Origin of the sequence: Streptomyces silaceus, assembly GCF_001419745.1 — a bacterium.
Taxonomy (GTDB): domain Bacteria; phylum Actinomycetota; class Actinomycetes; order Streptomycetales; family Streptomycetaceae; genus Streptomyces; species Streptomyces silaceus.
Window position 1 is genome coordinate 668 of the sequence record NZ_LIRJ01000270.1, and the last position, 16713, is coordinate 17380.

General features: G+C 71.5%; 16 protein-coding genes. 10 read left to right on the top strand and 6 right to left on the bottom strand.

Translation table 11 applies throughout. The features are described 5' to 3' along the window. On the bottom strand, positions 1-596 hold a 596-nt coding region (locus AOK22_RS42945; protein ID WP_244164966.1), incomplete at its 3' end, for an MFS transporter. Positions 597-757: 161 nt separating this feature from the next. Then, entirely contained in the window at positions 758-1105 is a 348-nt protein-coding gene (locus AOK22_RS24120; protein WP_055700803.1) for a hypothetical protein, read from the bottom strand. A gap of 317 nt (positions 1106-1422) precedes the next feature. Here AOK22_RS24120 and AOK22_RS24125 point away from each other — a divergent pair, with 317 nt between their 5' ends. Further along, positions 1423-3012 carry a sigma-70 family RNA polymerase sigma factor gene (locus AOK22_RS24125; RefSeq protein ID WP_107102016.1) on the top strand — a complete coding sequence of 530 codons (1590 nt, stop codon included), beginning with the start codon at positions 1423-1425 and terminating at the stop codon, positions 3010-3012. 54 nt (positions 3013-3066) lie between these two features. Here the strand turns inward: AOK22_RS24125 and AOK22_RS24130 are convergent, their stop codons facing one another. After that, positions 3067-4176 carry a hypothetical protein gene (locus AOK22_RS24130; RefSeq protein ID WP_055700805.1) on the bottom strand — a complete coding sequence of 370 codons (1110 nt, stop codon included), beginning with the start codon at positions 4174-4176 and terminating at the stop codon, positions 3067-3069. 286 nt (positions 4177-4462) lie between these two features. On the opposite strand from AOK22_RS24130, the gene AOK22_RS24135 reads away from it, so the two are divergent. Continuing rightward, positions 4463-4891 (top strand): hypothetical protein, encoded by a 429-nt coding sequence (locus AOK22_RS24135; RefSeq protein WP_055700815.1) that lies wholly within the window; start codon positions 4463-4465, stop codon positions 4889-4891. 88 nt (positions 4892-4979) lie between these two features. Here the strand turns inward: AOK22_RS24135 and AOK22_RS24140 are convergent, their stop codons facing one another. From AOK22_RS24140 to AOK22_RS24150, 3 genes are all read right to left on the bottom strand, one after another. Next, positions 4980-5447: a hypothetical protein gene (locus AOK22_RS24140; RefSeq protein WP_055700806.1), complete on the bottom strand. Its 468-nt coding sequence runs from the start codon at positions 5445-5447 to the stop codon at positions 4980-4982. A gap of 132 nt (positions 5448-5579) precedes the next feature. Then, positions 5580-6317: a VOC family protein gene (locus AOK22_RS40995; RefSeq protein ID WP_055700816.1), complete on the bottom strand. Its 738-nt coding sequence runs from the start codon at positions 6315-6317 to the stop codon at positions 5580-5582. A gap of 145 nt (positions 6318-6462) precedes the next feature. Next, positions 6463-6858 (bottom strand): RidA family protein, encoded by a 396-nt coding sequence (locus tag AOK22_RS24150; RefSeq protein ID WP_055700807.1) that lies wholly within the window; start codon positions 6856-6858, stop codon positions 6463-6465. A gap of 144 nt (positions 6859-7002) precedes the next feature. Here AOK22_RS24150 and AOK22_RS24155 point away from each other — a divergent pair, with 144 nt between their 5' ends. From AOK22_RS24155 to AOK22_RS24190, 8 genes are all read left to right on the top strand, one after another. Then, positions 7003-7974: a helix-turn-helix transcriptional regulator gene (locus tag AOK22_RS24155; protein WP_055700808.1), complete on the top strand. Its 972-nt coding sequence runs from the start codon at positions 7003-7005 to the stop codon at positions 7972-7974. A 69-nt stretch (positions 7975-8043) separates the two neighbouring features. Beyond that, positions 8044-9117, top strand: coding sequence for a LacI family DNA-binding transcriptional regulator (locus tag AOK22_RS24160; protein ID WP_055700817.1), 1074 nt, complete (start codon positions 8044-8046; stop codon positions 9115-9117). Between the two features lie 110 nt (positions 9118-9227). Further along, complete coding sequence (locus AOK22_RS24165) at positions 9228-10535, top strand: ABC transporter substrate-binding protein (protein ID WP_055700809.1); 1308 nt, start codon at positions 9228-9230, stop codon at positions 10533-10535. 88 nt (positions 10536-10623) lie between these two features. After that, positions 10624-11520 carry a carbohydrate ABC transporter permease gene (locus AOK22_RS24170; RefSeq protein WP_055700810.1) on the top strand — a complete coding sequence of 299 codons (897 nt, stop codon included), beginning with the start codon at positions 10624-10626 and terminating at the stop codon, positions 11518-11520. Continuing rightward, a complete protein-coding gene (locus AOK22_RS24175; protein WP_208606433.1) occupies positions 11517-12467 on the top strand; it encodes a carbohydrate ABC transporter permease in 951 nt (316 codons plus the stop codon). The genes AOK22_RS24170 and AOK22_RS24175 overlap by 4 nt, the downstream gene beginning before the upstream one ends. A gap of 24 nt (positions 12468-12491) precedes the next feature. After that, positions 12492-13505: a hydroxyacid dehydrogenase gene (locus tag AOK22_RS24180; RefSeq protein WP_055700812.1), complete on the top strand. Its 1014-nt coding sequence runs from the start codon at positions 12492-12494 to the stop codon at positions 13503-13505. 107 nt (positions 13506-13612) lie between these two features. Next, complete coding sequence (locus AOK22_RS24185; protein ID WP_055700813.1) at positions 13613-15634, top strand: outer membrane protein assembly factor BamB family protein; 2022 nt, start codon at positions 13613-13615, stop codon at positions 15632-15634. Continuing rightward, the gene (locus AOK22_RS24190; protein ID WP_055700814.1) at positions 15631-16485 is read left to right on the top strand and encodes a heparin lyase I family protein; all 855 of its coding nucleotides are present in this window, start codon (positions 15631-15633) and stop codon (positions 16483-16485) included. The genes AOK22_RS24185 and AOK22_RS24190 overlap by 4 nt, the downstream gene beginning before the upstream one ends. The last annotated feature ends 228 nt before the right edge of the window (positions 16486-16713 follow it).

The following is a 16713-nucleotide window of genomic DNA, read 5'->3' on the forward strand; positions in this document are numbered from 1 at the left end:
AGGACACCGGCGACCACGGCGGCCGAGCCGACGGACCAGCGCCAGATGTCGTCGCCGACGTCGAAGTGGAAGAAGACCAGGGCGAGGACGAGGTTGCTGGTGGTGGCGGTGTACCAGACGGCCTGCCAGAGGTTGAGCCGGCCGCCCAGCTTGGCCGGGGTGTACTCGGCGAGCAGCGCCATCGCCACCGCGAAGTCGATGCCGTAGGCGACCCCCACCATGACCCGGCCGAGCCACACGGTGGTGAAGTCACCGGCGAACGCGGCGAGCAGGGCGCCCGCCACGGCGAAGACCTTGGCGATGAGCAGCGGGGGCACCCGGCCGATGCGGGTGGCGAGCCAGCCGCCCACGGGGTTGAAGACGATGGCGAGCGCGGGCGCCGTGGCCGTGAGGATCGAGATCTGGGTGCTGCTGAGCGACATCTGCGTCGTCATGGGCCCGAGGCCGGCGCTCAGTGCGGCGTTGGAGTAGGCGTCGAGGAAGAGCCCGCCGAACACCAGGAACCAGATCACGCGCGCCCGGCCGGTTATGCCGCCGAGTCCGTCGATGAGCGCAACGACGTCGGCGACGCCTCTGACGCTCGTGCGTTGTGCCATGAATCCGCCTTCGGGGAAGACCCATCGGTGGCACGACGACAACAAAAAGCAGGCACGACGAAACCACCGACAGGTGGTCTATGTCTGTGCCTGCCCAAGCACCGCGGTCCAGGCCGCGGCAAGAAGTACACGGCGACAGTAAGAACCGGCCACGAGTGGCGTCAAGAGGTTGCCGGGAGATTTCCGTGAGGTGACGGAACGCGGGAGTCGTCTCCGGGGCGGCAGCGCTCCAAGGGGTTCACGAAGAACTGGACGGCGCCCGAGGCCACGACCTCGGCCATGGCGTGCCGCCACTGCGGGGAGCACTCCTCCAGGTTCTCGCTCAGCCGGAAGTAGCACAGCCCGGCCTCGTGCCGGTCCTCGACGGCGGCGCAGGGGTCCGTGGTGGAGGTCTGCGGGCCGTTGGCGGCCGAGCCGTGCGGGCCGGGCGCGGCGGAGGCGGTGCCCGGGGCGAGGGCGGCGGCTGCCAGCAGGCCGGTCAGGGTGGCGGTGACGAGACGACGGGACATGTGCGGTGGCTCCTTGTTCCGGGGGCGGAAGACGCCCGGGACCATCTTCGCGGCGTGGGTGGCCGCCGCGTTCTTTTCCGACGCCGGGCCGCGTGTCGCGGGCCGGCGAACGGCTCGCCGCGCGGGCTCCGTGATCCCTCTCACCTCCGGGAGGCCCCGGCGCGGCGGCACGGCATAGTGGACCGGCAACGGACGGCGGGAGGAGCTCTCGCGGAGGCGGCGGCAGATGGCCGCCCGGTTTCTGTTATCCGGGCCCGGGCCGCACGTCTCCTCTTGTGTCGGAGGAGACAGCCCCCCACAGAGGAAGTGGACACAGCGTGAGCAGCGAACGCCAAGTCGCGATGATCAGGGCAGCGCAGGACGGCAACCAGCAGGCGCAGGACGCGCTCGTGGCGGAGTACCTGCCGCTGGTCTACAACATCGTCGGGCGGGCCCTGAACGGCCATGCGGACGTCGACGACGTGGTGCAGGAGACCATGCTCCGCGTCCTCGGCGGTCTGGACGGGCTGCGCGGCCCGGAGCACTTCCGCAGCTGGCTGGTGGCCATCACGATGAACCAGATACGCGGGCACTGGCGGGAGCGCGCCACCGGCGCGATACCCGCCGGGGGCGGTCTGGTCGACGCGTACGACGTGGTGGACCCCGGCGCGGACTTCGTGGACCTGACCATCACCCGGCTCGGGCTCTCCGGGCAGCGCAGGGAGACCGCGGAGGCCACGCGGTGGCTGGACGAGGACGACCGGGCGCTGCTGTCGCTGTGGTGGCTGGAATCCGCGGGTGAGCTGACGCGCGCGGAGGTCGCCGACGCGATGGAGCTGTCCCCGCAGCACGCCGCGGTGCGGGTGCAGCGGATGAAGGCCCAGCTGGAGACGGCGCGCGTCGTCGTGCGCGCCCTGGCGGCGAGCCCGCCGTGCGCGGGCCTGCAGCAGATCACCGCGGGCTGGGACGGCATGCCCTCGGCGCTGTGGCGCAAGCGCCTGGCCCGTCACGCCCGTGACTGCTCGGTCTGCGCGAGCCACTGGTCGAACCTGGTGCCCGCCGAGGGGCTGCTCGTGGGGCTCGGTCTCGTGCCCGCGGGGGCCGCCCTGACGGCCCTGGTCACGAACGCGGCGCCCGACCTCGTCAGCGTCGGCTCGGCCTCCGCCGCGCACGGCGGCGGGGCGCCGCTCTCCGCACGGGCGCTGGCCCGCAAGGAGCGCGCCCGCCGTCAGCGCCGTACGGCGGGAGCGGCCGCCGCGGTCGTCGCCCTGGTCGCGGGTGGCGCGGCGGTGCACCTGCTCACCGGGCCGGAGGAGGACGAGAGTTCCCCGTCCACGGCCGCCGCCCCGGCCTCCCCCACGCGCTCCGAGGCGCCGAAGAGCGCTTCCCCCTCTCCGTCGAAGTCGAAGGAGAAGCCGAAGCCCAAGCCCACGCCGAGCAAGACGAAGAAGAAGCCCAAGCCCTCCCCGACGCCGTCCAGGAGCCGTCCGAAGCCGAAGCCCAAGCCGACGCCGCAGAGGCCCGACCCCACCCCTGCCAAGCCGAGCGGGGCCGCCGAGCAGGTCGTCGCCCTCGTCAACGCCGAGCGGTCCAAGGCGGGTTGCGGCCCCGTCACCTCCAACAGCAAGCTCGCGACGGCGGCCACCAAGCACTCCGACGACATGGCCGCGCGCAACTACTTCGACCACACCAGCCCGGACGGCACGGACCCCGGCGACCGCATCACCGCCGCGGGCTACCGCTGGAGCACGTACGGCGAGAACATCGCCCGCGGACAGCAGACGCCGGCCGCGGTGATGGACTCGTGGATGAACAGCTCCGGCCACCGCGCCAACATCCTCAACTGCGACTTCAAGGAGCTGGGCGTGGGCATCCACAACGGCTCCGGGGGGCCGTGGTGGACCCAGGCGTTCGGGACGGCGCAGTGACGGACGGCCGCTGACGCGGGGCGCCCGGCGCGCTGCGCCGGGCCCGGGGCGCGGTCAGCCGACGTGCTGGCTGTGGAACTGCTCCAGGCGTCGTTGAGCGAGCAGCAGCGTGCCGCGCCGGCGGCCGGGCACCCGGCGCCGCAGCGCGATCAGACCGGGGCCCAGCGCGCGCACGGCCTCGGGGTCGCGCACGCGGTCCCACAGGTGGTGGGCGCGGTCCACGGCGGCCTCCACGTCCGGTGAGTCGGGGGCCTGGCCTGCGGTGAGGCGGGCGGTGGCGACGGCCAGCCAGGTCTCGCAGCTGCGTGCCGCGTCACCCGCGAACTTCGCCAGGTCGGCCCGTACTTCCATCCAGTGGATGGCCTCCTTCGAGCCCGGCCCGTACGTGCGCAGCGCGTTCTGTTCCCAGGACGCCGCGAGGGAGGCGGCCTCGCCGTGCCGGCCGGCCTCGACGGCCGCGGTGATCGCGGCGTGCGGATCCGTCTCGGGGACGGGCGGCTGCGGCTGGTGCGGGACGGGGGCCACGGGCGTCGGGCCGGAGCGCGGCGCGAGCAGCAGGTCCTGCGCGTCGTCGCCCAACGCGTGGGCGGCGGCCTGCTGGTGGAGGTGGGAGAGCGGAGGCCGGTGGCCGCTGCGCAGTATGGTCGCGAGCGCCTTCATGTACGCGGGGGCGGCCGGCGTGCGGCGTTTGGCGGGCGGGGCGATCCGGCCGTACAGCTCGACGCCGGGTCCCGCGTCCAGGGGGTGCTCGGCGAGGTGCTGCCAGCTCTCCGGGTCGGTGTGCAGGTCGACGAGGACCGTGGTGGCGCCCGCGGGGCGCAGCCGCAGCTCCTGCGTGATCCAGTGCCAGGGGAAGCCGGTGTAGCGCACCGTCGCCGTGGTGGTCCGGGCGAGCGCCACGTGCAACTGCCGCTGGCGGCGGTCGAGATGGACCTGTCCGATCAGGCAGACGGTCAGCGGGCCCGGCGCCATGGCCGCGGCCCGCAGGCGGGTCAGCACGGTCTGCGGGTCCAGCGGGTCCGCGAGTTCCACGATGGTCGCGGTCGGAGTCCCCGCGAGCGTCTCCGGCGACACGGCCGCCAGAACGGGAAGCACGGAGGCCGCGTCCACCAGGCGCCCCTTGCCCACCGGGGCCGCCGCGATGAGCAGCACGGTTCCAGCCATGGGCCCCTCCCTCTCGATCATCACGTCAGCACCGTATCCGCATCTCGGGCCGAGCGCGCCAAGTGGGCGGCACCCACTGTCCCCGAAGGGGTGGTGGCCTGGATCGTCCGGGGGCGGCAACTCGTGCGGGGCAGCGGTGACATGGGGAAGCGGCTGTTGCAAGACGGTGACATTCGCAGGGCAACGCATAGCGGTAGACGACTGTCTTTTCAGACGTGATTGACCCCAATGGGAAATAGCGCACCTTCCGCGTGAATCCCTCATGTCCTCACCGAAAGGCACCTTCATGATCGTCACCAAGCGGCACTCCCTGCGCATCGCCGCTGTCGGCGTCATCAGCGCCGCCTCCGTCGCCCTGGCGGGCACCGCCGCCACGGCCGCGACACCGGCCCCGCACCCGGTTTCCGTCTCGGCCGCCGGTCCGCAGAAGGCCGTCGCCGCGGCCGCCAAGATCACCGCGAAGCCGTCCGTGAACTCCGTCAAGGCGTGGCAGCTGTTCCGTGTCACCGGCACCACGACCGGCCTGAAGGCGGGCAGCAAGGTGACGCTGCAGCAGAAGCAGCGCGGCCACTGGGTGGCCCTGCCCGCCTCCACCCCCATCGCCCGCAACGGCAGCTACTCGCTGGGCGTCAAGCTCGGCCTGAAGGGCAAGAACGAACTGCGCATCGTCCAGGGGACGACGGCCTCGCCCGTGTTCACCGTGACCGTGCGCTGAACGCGTGCGTGGGTGGGTGCGGGCGCCAAGGGCCGCCCGCACCCACCCACGATCCCCCGGCGTCCATCGGACGCCGGCCGCACACCCGCTAGATGCCCGCCGAGGCCATCTCGATGATCGAGCGGTAGTGGGCCGCCGCGGACACCACACAGGCCTTGTACGTGCGGTTCTCCTTGACGACCAGGAAGTAGTCCCTGATCTGCTTCCAGTACTGGCGCAGATAGCTCAGACCCGGCATGAACGCCGGCGGCCTGGGAACCAGGGCGAAGGCCTCGGAGCACTTCAGGATGCCCCCGGTCACCTCCGACAAGACGTCCGCCACATCGGCGTTCATGTTCCAGCCCGCCGCCAGCTGCGGGGTCCAGATCGATCCCGCGATCTCGCGGAGCCGCTCCTGCTCCTCCGGCGTCGGATCGCTCTGGATCGTCACCGCGGTGGCGGCCGAGCGAGCGGCCGCGGGCTCCGTCGCCTGCGCCGTCCCCACGGCGCCGCCCACGGTCATCACCCCCGCGGCGAGCAACGCCACCGCCGAGAGTCTGAACGAACGTACCGTCATCCCTGCTCCTCCCCTGACTGTGTGAACTCCTCTGCCGTATCGGCGCGTTGACGGTCACACGCGGCCGTGGAACGGTCAACGAGCGCCGGCGAGCCATGGCCGGATCGCCACGTCGGAGCCCCGCACGGGAGGTCAGCTCGGGGTAAGGACGCAGAATTCGTTGCCCTCCGGGTCGGCGAGGACCGTCCACGGCACATCGCCCTGACCGACGTCGGCGGACGTCGCGCCGAGCGCCCGCAGCCGGGCCACCTCCGCCTCCTGGTCGTCACCGGGGTACGGCCGCAGGTCGAGATGGACGCGGTTGCGCACGGTCTTCGCGTCGGGGGTGCGGAGGAACTCCAGATACGGCCCGACGCCCTGGGCGGAGCGCAGCCTCGCCTGGTCGTCGCCCACCTCGCGCACGGTCCAGTCCATCGCCTCGCCCCAGAACCGGGCCATCGCCCGCGGGTCCAGGCAGTCGACCACCACGGCGGCCATCGGGCCGGTGTCGCGGTAGATCTCCCGCGGCTCCAGCACACAGAACTCGTTGCCGTCCGGGTCGGCGAGGACCGTCCACGGCACATCGCCCTGGCCGATGCCGACGGGCGTCGCGCCCAGTTCCTGGAGGCGCGCGGTCAACTCCGCCTGGTGCGCCGCGGAGGTGGTGGCGAGGTCGACGTGCACGCGGTTCTTGACCGTCTTGGGGTTCGGGTCGGCGACGACGTCGATGCAGACGGCGACCGGGTCGGGATAGTCGAAGCCCTCCGGCTCGAGGTTGGTCACCCCGGGCCCCTCGCTGGACATGCCCCACCCGAGCGCCTGTGCCCAGAACCGGCCGACCACGGTGTCGTCGGCCGCCTTCACATGAATCTGCACGAGTCTCGTCGCCATGGCGGTGATCATATGTCCGAGCACAGAGGGGCCCGGCGTCCGCCGCACGCGCCGGTCGAACCGGTACGCGCAGCAGGACGGCCGGGTCACCTCAGGCCACGGCAAAGCCGTCGTCACCCCACGCGGCGACGGCCCCTTCGCCGCCTCACGCCACAGCGGTCCCTTCGAGTTCGACCAGCTGGCCGGGGATCGCCAGCCGCGTCACCTCCAGCATCGTGGTCGCCGGAGCCACCCCGGCGGCGCCGAGCCGCCCGGCCAGCACGCCGTAGTGCCGGAAGAGCACATCGGCGTCGGTCGTGTACACGTTGAGCCGGACGAGGTGCGCCAGCGACATGCCGGCCTCGCCGAGCACCGCCTCCACGTTGTCGATGCTCAGCGCCAACTGCGCCGCCATGTCACCGTCGTGCCGGGGCTTGCCGTCGCCGTCCATCGCGGTCTGCCCCGAGACGTACAGGGTGCGCGTGTGCCCGGAGACGAGCTCTCCCTGGTTGAACCCCATCTCCAACGACCACGTCACCGGGTTGACCGCCGTTCTTTCCACTGCCACATCAGCTCCCTGTTCCTTCGGTTCATCGGGGTACGCACGTGCGGCGGCGAAGTCTCCGCAGCCGACGCGTGACGTCGTGCGAAGGAGCCTTCCAACGAATCACGACACCCTCAGTCATGTATTCGATAAAGTCCGCGCATGCGCGCCGACCGGCTGGTCTCCCTGGTGCTGTTGCTGCGTCAGCGCGGTCGGCTGACCGCGGACACGCTGGCGCGCGAGCTGGAGGTGTCCACCCGCACCGGGCTGCGCGACATCGAGGCGCTGTCCGCGGCCGGCGTCCCGGTCTACGCGGAACGCGGCAGACACGGCGGCTTCGCGCTGCTGCCCGGTTTCCGGACCGAACTCACGGGTCTCAACCACGACGAGGCACTCGCCCTGCTGGCCGCCGGATCGGCGCGCGGCGAGCAGGTGTTCGGCCTCGGCTCGGCGCTCGCCTCGGCGATGCGGAAAGTGGTCGACGCGCTGCCCGACGGCCACCGGGACACCGCGAGCGACGCGGCCCAGCGCTTTCTGGTGGACCCGGAGAGCGACCTGCTCTCCCGCCGCCTGGTCACCGACGAGGTGCCGGACTCCGCGATGGCCGAGGTGCGGCGCGCGGTGCTCGCCGGGCACAAGCTGCGCCTCCACTACGCGGCCACGGGCCAGGCGCCCCGGTGGCGCACGGTCGACCCGATCGGCCTGGTCACCATCCGGGACCGGGGCTACCTGCTGGCCACGCGAGCCGGTGAGGACCGCACCTACCGGCTGTCGCGCGTGCTGGCCGCCGAGGAGCTCCCGGAGCCCGCGCAGCGGCCGAGCAGGGTCGATCTGGACCGGATCTGGCAGGAGCGCTCCGCACGGTTCCTCTCCGGCGGCGACCACGTCAGCGTGCTGCTCCGGGTGGCCCCGGCACGGCGGGAGGAACTGCTGGACACCGCGCTGGCCATCCGCGCGGAGGAACCCGAAGAGGACGGCCGGCTGCGCCTCGAAGTGACCTTCCAGGACTTCCGGCATGCCGAATGGGCGCTGTGGCAGCTCGGCACGGACGCGGAGGCCCTCACCCCGCGGTCCCTGCGCGCCGCCCTGCACCACCGCGCCGCCGAGATGGCCACGCGATACCTCGGGGACTAGCCGCCTTGGTACCTTTCGATTGTCGAGTGAAAGCAAACGATGCCACTCGCGACGAGAGGGGTTGTGCCGGTGCTGACCGAAGAGCGGCGGGAGGCGCTCCTGCGCCTGGTGGAGCGCAGGGGGGCGGTCAAGGTGAAGGAGATGGCCGCCGAGTTGGGGGTCTCCGCCGTCACCCTGCGCCAGGACGTGCGGGATCTGGCGAGCCGGGGGCTCGTCGTCCGGGTGCACGGCGGCGTGATGTCCCCGGCCGCGGCCCGGCAGGCCGACGTCACCGCGCCTTCCCCCGCCCGGCCGACGACGGGCCGGGACCATGTGCTCGGGCTGGTCGTGCCGCCGGGGGCCTACTACTACCCGGAGATCATCCGGGGGGTGCAGGACGCGGCGCGCACGCACGGCGTCCGGGTCGTCCTCGCGGTCTCCGGCGAGACCCTGGAGGACAACCAGGAGCAGGTACGCCGGCTGGTCGCCTCGGGGGCCGACGGCCTGCTCCTGATGCCGCGCGCGGGACTGGAGCCCGCGGAGCGGGCCGACGAGTGGCTCAGCAGCCTCGACCTGCCCGTCGTCCTGGTGGACCGTCGGACCGGCGCGCAGGCGGGCCGCCTCGAACAGGTCGCGTCCGACCACGCGTACGGCGCGGGCCTCGCGGTCCGGCACCTCGCCGGACTCGGCCACGAGCGCATCGCCCTCGTGGCGCGGGCCGAGAGCCCCAACACCCCTCTGATCCGCGAGGGGTACGCGGCGGCCTGCCGGGCTCTCGGACTGACGGCCCCTCCGGAGTACCGCATCGGCTCGGACGGCCAGGGCGCCGCGTCCGACGCCCAGTTCGGGGAGCTCGTGGCCGCGGTCGAGGCCGGCGAGGTCCGGGCGGCCCTGGTCCACAACGATCTCGACGCCGTGGCCCTGGTCGGCGTCCTGCGCGCCCGCGGCCTGCGCGTACCGCAGGACCTGGCCGTCGTCACGTACGACGACGAGGTCGCCGAACTCAGCGACGTGCCGCTCACGGCGGTGGCCCCGCCCAAGCGGGCGGTGGGCATGTGGGCGGTCGACCTGATGATGCGCAGGCTCGACGACCCGGCTCCGCCGCTCGCCGAGGTGCTGCTGCGCCCGGAACTGCGGGTGCGGGCCTCCAGCCGCACCCCCTGACTGCTTTCACTTTCTTTCGTTTCACATCATGCGAAGCCAAATGTATTGACGAAGCCAGGGTGCTGCCGAATGATTCCGTTCGACGCCACAGCGAACGATCGGTGCCCAACATGCTTCGCAAGACCGCGGCCGCCCTGGCCGGCTCTGTCACAGCCCTCGCCCTGCTCGCCACCGGATGCGGAGGGTCCGGCCAGGACGCCTCCTCGACCGCCAAGAAGACCGGAAAGGTGACCTTCTGGTCCTTCGTCAAGGGGTCCGACGAGGTGGCCGCGGCCTTCAACCGCAGCCACCCGGACATCGAGGTGACCTTCGAATCGGTTCCGTCGAACCAGGAGTACTACTCGAAGCTCACCAACGCCGTGAAGGCCGGCACGGCTCCGGATGTCGCGGTCGTCGAATACCCGAACCTCCCGGAGTTCGCGACCCAGGGCAAGATCGAGGACCTGAGCGACACGCTCGGCCCCCTGGTGAAGGACCGGTTCCCCGGCGCCGCACGGCAACTGGTCGAACTCGGCGGCCGGACCTGGGGCGTTCCGCGTGACGCGGCTCCCTTGACGCTGATGTACCGGAAGGACTTCTTCGCCCGGCACAAGATCGACGTACCCACGACGTGGGACGCCTACCGGAACATGGCCGAGAAGGTGAAGAAGGCCGACCCGGACGCCCGCGGCGGAGTGCTCTACACCGACAACCCCGGCCTGCTGTCCGCCTTCGCCTGGCAGGCCGGCGGCCAGTGGTTCGCCACCGGGAAGGACGCCTGGAAGGCCACCCTCGACGACGGGCCGTCGAAGAAGGTCGCCCGCTACTGGGGCGATCTCGCACGCAAGGACCTCGTCCGCTCGCTGAGTTCGCTCGACCCGTTCTGGACGAGCGTGCAGAAGGGCGGGACCGTCGCCTACGTCTGTGCCAGCTGGTGCGCCGGAGCGCAGCAGGCGACCGTCCCCGACCAGAAGGGCAAGTGGGCCGTCGCCCCCGTGCCCACCTGGGACGGCGAACCGGCCTCGGCCATGTACGGCGGATCGTCCTTCGTGATCCCCAAGGGATCCGACAACAGCGGCGCGGCCGCCGAGTTCATCAAGTGGATCACCACTGATCCCCAGGGCATGAAGGCCTGGGTGTCCTCCGGCACCAGCAGCCTGTTTCCCGCCGACCCGTCGCTGGTCCCCGTCACCAAGGCGGCGTTCGGCACGGACTACTACGGCGGCCAGGACGTCTACGCGGTGAGTGCGGCCTCCTACAAGGCGATTCGGCACGACTGGACCTGGGGCCCGGCCATGGGCACGACCAACACCGCGCTCGTGGACGAACTCCCCGAGGTCGCCGACGGCAAGGCGTCCCTGCCCGCCGTCCTCACCCAGGCGGAACGGACCACCGTCACGCACATGAGGCAACGCGGCATGAAGGTCACCGCTCCCTAGCCGCCCGCGAGCCCGCGTGGCCGGGGTCCCGCCCGCACCTCACGTGCGAGGCCCCCGGCACCTCCCCGCATCACCCCGGAAGGCCGCCATGGCAACCTCCTCCACCCGCGGACAGCGCCGCACCGCCGCGCTGCTCCTGTCACCGTTCTTCGGCCTCTTCGCGGCCGTGACCCTCGCACCCCTGCTGTACGCCGCATGGCTCAGCCTCTTCACCACCCGCACCTCCGGCCTCGGATTCGGTGGCGCACGGAACGTCTTCACCGGGTGGGACAACTACCTGCGCGCGCTGAGCGACCCGGAGTTCCGCGACGGATTCGTCGTCGTCGCCACGTACTGCGCCCTCTACATCCCCGTCATGATCGGCGCCGCACTGGCCCTCGCGCTGCTGCTCGACACCGGTCTGGCCAAGGCCCGCTCCTTCTTCCAGCTCGCGCTGTTCCTGCCGCACGCGGTACCGGGCCTGATCGCGGCGCTGATCTGGGTGTACCTCTACACCCCGGGCCTGAGCCCCGTGGTCGACCTGCTGCGTTCCGGCGGGCTCGACATCAGCTTCCTCTCGGCAGACACCGCCGTCTTCTCGGCCGCCAACATCGCCGTGTGGGAGTGGACCGGCTACAACATGGTCATCTTCTACGCCGCCCTGCAGGCGATTCCCCGCGAGACGCTCGACGCGGCGAAGGTCGACGGCGCGGGCGCCCTGCGGACCGCGCTGTCCATCAAGGTGCCGATGATCCGCCCGGCGGTGGCGCTCGCCGTCCTGTTCACCGTCATCGGATCGATCCAGCTCTTCACCGAGCCGAAGGTCATCTACAACGCCTCCAGCGCGATCGGCAGCAGTTGGACGCCGAACATGTACGTCCAGACGGCGGCCTTCCAGAACAACGACTTCGGCCTGGCCGCCGCGGCCTCGCTGCTCATCGCCCTGTTCGCCGCCGTCCTGTCCTTCGCCGTCACCCGTATCTCACGCCGCGGGAGCAAGCCGTGACCACGCCCACCCGAACTCCAGTCCAGGCCCCCGCTCCCCCGCGGACGTCCCGGCCCGATGCCGTCCGACGCCCCCGCGGCCGGCGCCGCCCCGCCAAGTCGCCGTCGGTGCTGCTCTCCAAGACCGGGGTCACCGCGCTGCTGGCCCTCGCCACCCTCTACACCCTGCTGCCCCTGACCTGGCTGCTGCTCTCCTCCACCAAGAGCCGCGAGGACCTGTTCGGCACGAACGGCTTCACGCTCGGTGGCGAGATGCACCTCGGGCAGAACCTGCGGCACCTGTTCACCGCCGACGACGGCGTGTACGTGCGCTGGGTGATCAACACCGTGCTGTATGCGGGCGTCGGGGCCCTGCTGGCGGCCGTGTTCAGCGTCGCGGCCGGCTACGCGTTCGACAAGCTCGCCTTCCCCGGCAAGGAGCGGCTGTTCTCGCTCGTCCTGCTGGGCGTGATGGTGCCCGCCACGGCGCTGGCGATCCCGCTGTACCTGCTCGCCGCGAAGGTCGGCATGGTCAACACCTTCTGGGGCGTGTTCTTCCCGGGCCTGGTCTTCCCGTTCGGCGTGTACCTGGCGCGTGTCTTCAGCGCGTCCTACGTGCCCGACGAGGTCCTGGAAGCGGCGCGCATGGACGGGGCCGGAGAGTTCCGCGCCTTCTGCCGCATCGCCTTCCCGATGCTGGCGCCCGGCTTCGTGACCATCTTCCTCTTCCAGTTCACGCAGATCTGGAACAGCTTCTTCCTGCCCCTGGTGATGCTCTCCGACCAGGACCTCTATCCGGTCAACCTCGGCCTGTACGTCTGGTATTCGTCCGCGCTCTCCCAAGGCCACCCCGAGGACTACCTGCTGGCCGTCGTCGGCTCGCTGGTCTCCGTGGCCCCGCTGATCGCCGTCTTCCTGATGTTGCAGCGGTTCTGGAAGTCCGGCATGACCGCCGGTGCCGTCAAGTAGGCCGCGAACGTGAGGAATTCCCCCATGCGCCCGACCACTCCCACCCGACCGCGTGCCCTGTTCGCCATGGGCCGGCGTCACCGGGACGCGCTGTTCCCGCCCGCCGCGACCCGGCGCCTGACGGCGTACGTCGACCTCGACCCCGACCACGTGACCGAGGACTTCACGGCCGAACCGGCCCTGGAGGACGTGGAGCTCCTGATCACTTCCTGGGGATGCCCGGTCATCGATGCCGACGTACTGGCACGGGCCCCCGCCCTCAAGGCGGTCGTCCACGCCGCGGGCAGCGTCAAGCACCATGTCACCCAGGCCTGCTGGGAGCGGGGACTGGCCGTGTCCTCCGCCGCCGCGGCCAACGCCGTGCCCGTCGCCGAGTACACCGTCGCGGCGGTTCTCTTCGCCAACAAGCGGGTGCTGGACATCGGAGGGCTCTACCGCGAGCACCGGGCCCCGCTCGACTGGTCCCGGCTCTTCCCCGGATTCGGCAACTACCGCAGGACCGTCGGCGTGGTCGGGGCCTCGCTCGTCGGCCGCAAGGTGCTCGAACTGCTGCGGCCCCACGACCTCGACCTGCTGCTCGCCGACCCCTACGTCGACGCGGCGCAGGCCGCCGCGCTGGGTGCCCGGCACGTGGACCTCGACGAGCTGGTCGCCGGCTCGGACGTCGTCTCGCTGCACGCGCCGGCGCTGCCCGAGACCCGCCATCTGCTGGACGCGCGCAGGCTCGCGCTGATGCGGGAGGGCGCCACGCTCGTCAACACCGCACGAGGCTCCCTCGTCGACACCGAAGCCCTCACCGCGGCTGCCACGACCGGCCGGATCCACGCGGTCATCGACGTCACCGAACCGGAGGTACTCCCGACGACCTCACCTCTCTACTCCCTGCCGAACGTCCTTCTCACCCCCCACATCGCGGGCTCGCTCGGCGGTGAACTCCGCCGGATCACCCACAGCGCGGTCGACGAGGTCGAGCGCTACTGCTCGGGCCTGCCGTTCGCCCACGCCGTGCACCACGCGACCCTGGCGACCTCGGCCTGACCGAACCGCCGGATCCGCTGTTCCCCACTTCCCCCCACTTCCCTCCACTTCCCCTCACCTCGTACCCCCCACCTCTCGTGTTCCCCAACGACGAACGAGGAGTTCGCATGCACCACGCCTCACCGGTCGGCAGACGTCGACTGCTCCAGGCGGCCGGCGCCGTCGGACTGGCGGCGGCCACGGCCCCGCTGCTCGCCACGACGGCGCCGGCCGCCCCTGCCGCGCCCCGCACCCGCATCACCGACCTGGGCCCCGCCATCGAGCAGTTCGCGCTCATGAGCGGACTCCTGGTCGGCGACACCGTCTACATCGGCTCGCGCAACCTCACCCCGACCAGGCTGATCGGGTTCCACCTGCCGACCCGCAAGGTGGTGTGCCGGACCGACCTCGGCTCCGGTCACTCCGTCCAGGCCCTCGCGGCCGATCCCACCGGCAGGTACCTGTACGCCGGCGTCCTCACCAAGTCAGACGAGGGCAGGCCGAATCTCTTCCGCTGGGACCTGGCCCGTCCGGACAAGCCGGCCGTCGGCGTCGGCCGGACCGAGGACCGTGACATCCGCGCGCTCGCCGTCGCCCCCGACGGCACGGTGTTCGCGGTGGGCGGCATCCCGGGGAAGGCGCCCGCGCTGTGGGCGTACGAGCCGGGCGCGGGTGCCGTGACCAGGCTCGGCGTCCCCGATCCGAAGGCCACCCTGGCCCGGGCGGTGGCCGCCACCGACACGACCGTCTTCTTCGGCGCGGGCAGCACCCTCTCCGGCGGGGGTGACGCGAGCAAGGCGTCGCTGTTCGCCTACGACCGGGCGGCGGGGACGTTCACCGACGTCACCCCGCCCGAACTGGAGAAGGATCCCAGCGTGCGCGACGTCGCCGTCCTCGGGGACCGCCTGGTCGTCAGCACCTCCGGTTCGACCGAGCCGGCCAAGCTGGCGGTGCTGGACCCGGCCGATCCCTCCTCGTACACGGTGACGCGCACCTCCGCGTCCGTGGTCAAGCGGCCGACCTCGGACGGCAAGAAGATCTACTTCGCCACCGACTCCGGGCTGCAGTCGTACGCCACGGACACCGGGGCCGTCGAACCGGTCGCGTTCGACGGGCCCGACCTCGGCGAGGTCTGGGGCCTGGACCACGCCGACGGCACCCTCACCGTCGTCTCGGGCTACGGCCTGGTCGTCGAGATGGACCTGGCCGACCACACCAGTGCGGTCACCGACCTCGGCCGGGCGGGAGCGCCCGTCAGCCCCCAGACCACCATGGGTCTGGCCGCCGACGACCGCTACGTGTTCGTCGGCGGAAACAACGTCATCGCGCGCCACGACCTGCGGGGCGGCAAGGTGGTCAACCTGCGGGCGCCCGGCGAGGCGAAGGACGTCGAACTCCTGAACGGGGTGCTCTATACGGGCCAGTACAGCGCGCAGGGCATGTGGACGTACGACCCCGGAAAGGGCGGACAGCCGCACCGGCTCGCGGCGTTCCCCACCGAGCAGAACCGTCCCCTCGACCTCTGCTACGACAAGGTCAACCGGCTCTTCCTGGTCGGGGTGCAGTCCGACACCGAGGGCGGCGGCTCCCTGTGGACGTACGCGCCGAGGACCGGGAAGAAGTCGGCCCGCGTCAACCCGATCGACGAGAACCAGATGGTGCGCGCGGTCGCCACGCAGGACGGCGTCGCCTACCTCGGCGGTGACAACCCCACCGCTCAGGGGCCGCCCGGCACGCTCGTCGCCCTCGACCCGGTGGCCGGGCGTGAGCTGTGGCGCATCGACCTCCCCCTGCCCACGGGCGTCGCCGCCCTGGCCGTGCGCGACCGCCAGCTGTACGGCCTCACCCGCAAGGGCGGCTTCTTCGTCGTCGACCTGCAGATCCGCCGCGTGGTGCACACCGCCGATCTGCGCGGCCTCTGTCCGGGGTTCGCGGCCATGGTCACCAGCAGGGGAAGGGTCTACGGCGTCTCGGACACCACCCTGTTCCGGTTCCATCCGAAGACCTTCGCCGTCAGCACCGTCGTACCGGAGATCAACGGCTCCTGGTACAGCGGCCCCCACATCGACGCGGATGCCCGCGGACGGCTGTACACGATGCGCGGCCACCACCTTGTCCAGATCGACGACAGGCCGGAGAGGCACTCATGACCAGGGGAATCAGGAAGGCCAGGACGAGGACCGCCGCGGCGGCGGTGCTCGCGGGAACGCTGACGGTGGTGTGCCTGGTCACCGCGGAGGCGAGCCAGGACGACACGGCCCGGTCCACCGCGTGCGCGTCCCGGCGCGCCGCGCCGCTGCTGAACGTCGACTACCGGGACGGCAGCCCGAACTCGGGCCTGCCCGACCTGACCACGACGCACGCCGCGGCCCCGGACGCGTCCTCCGTCGTCCCGTCGGGCGACGACCACGCCGTCGAGCACAAGGTGACGCTCGGCGACCCCGACTACGTCTCCGACGGAGCGCCCCGCAGCGAGAGCGCCACGAACAAGATCCCTGAGGGGCAGCTGCGCGTCGGCGACGAGCGCCGGTACGAGTTCAGCCTCCTCCTCAAGGACTGGAAGAAGTGGGAGCCGGGGGACTCCTCACACGGCGACATCGTCTTCCAGGGGAAGCACGCGGGCGGCAACCTGCCGTCCTTCTACCTGATGACGAAGCGCAACAGCATCGCCTTCCGCTCGCCCACGCTCGATCTGCAGGCCACCGTGGTCGACGACTTCCGCGAACACCTCGGCACGTGGATGACGTTCCGGGTGGACGTGCGGTGGGCGGACGACAGAACCGGCTACTACAAGATCTCCACCCGGATGCCCGGCGAATCCTGCTTCACCCCGCGCAAGACGTATCAGGACGTCCAGACCTTCCACCCGAAGAACCCGACGACGTTCGGGTACATCAAGTGGGGCCTCTACCGTCCCGGGCAGAGCCTCGCGGACGGCGACGTCCCGACGCGGATCGTCCGGCACGACAACATCCGCATCCTGGATCTCGCCAAGAACTGACGATCCTCATCCCCCGCCCCGGCCGGGTCGTCGGCGTGCCCGGCCGGGGCCCGGACCACCGCACTCACGCCCGAAGGGCACGTCTGGGTGCCCGAGTTGCCGCCCGGCCTGCCCAAACGGGCAGCAATCGGGGCACAGGTGACCGTTGACACAGTGAAGAACGGTGGCCAATGATTGTGGCTCACCGGGCCCCCGACCCCCTGACCAGGTCCGATGACGGCCCGCGAC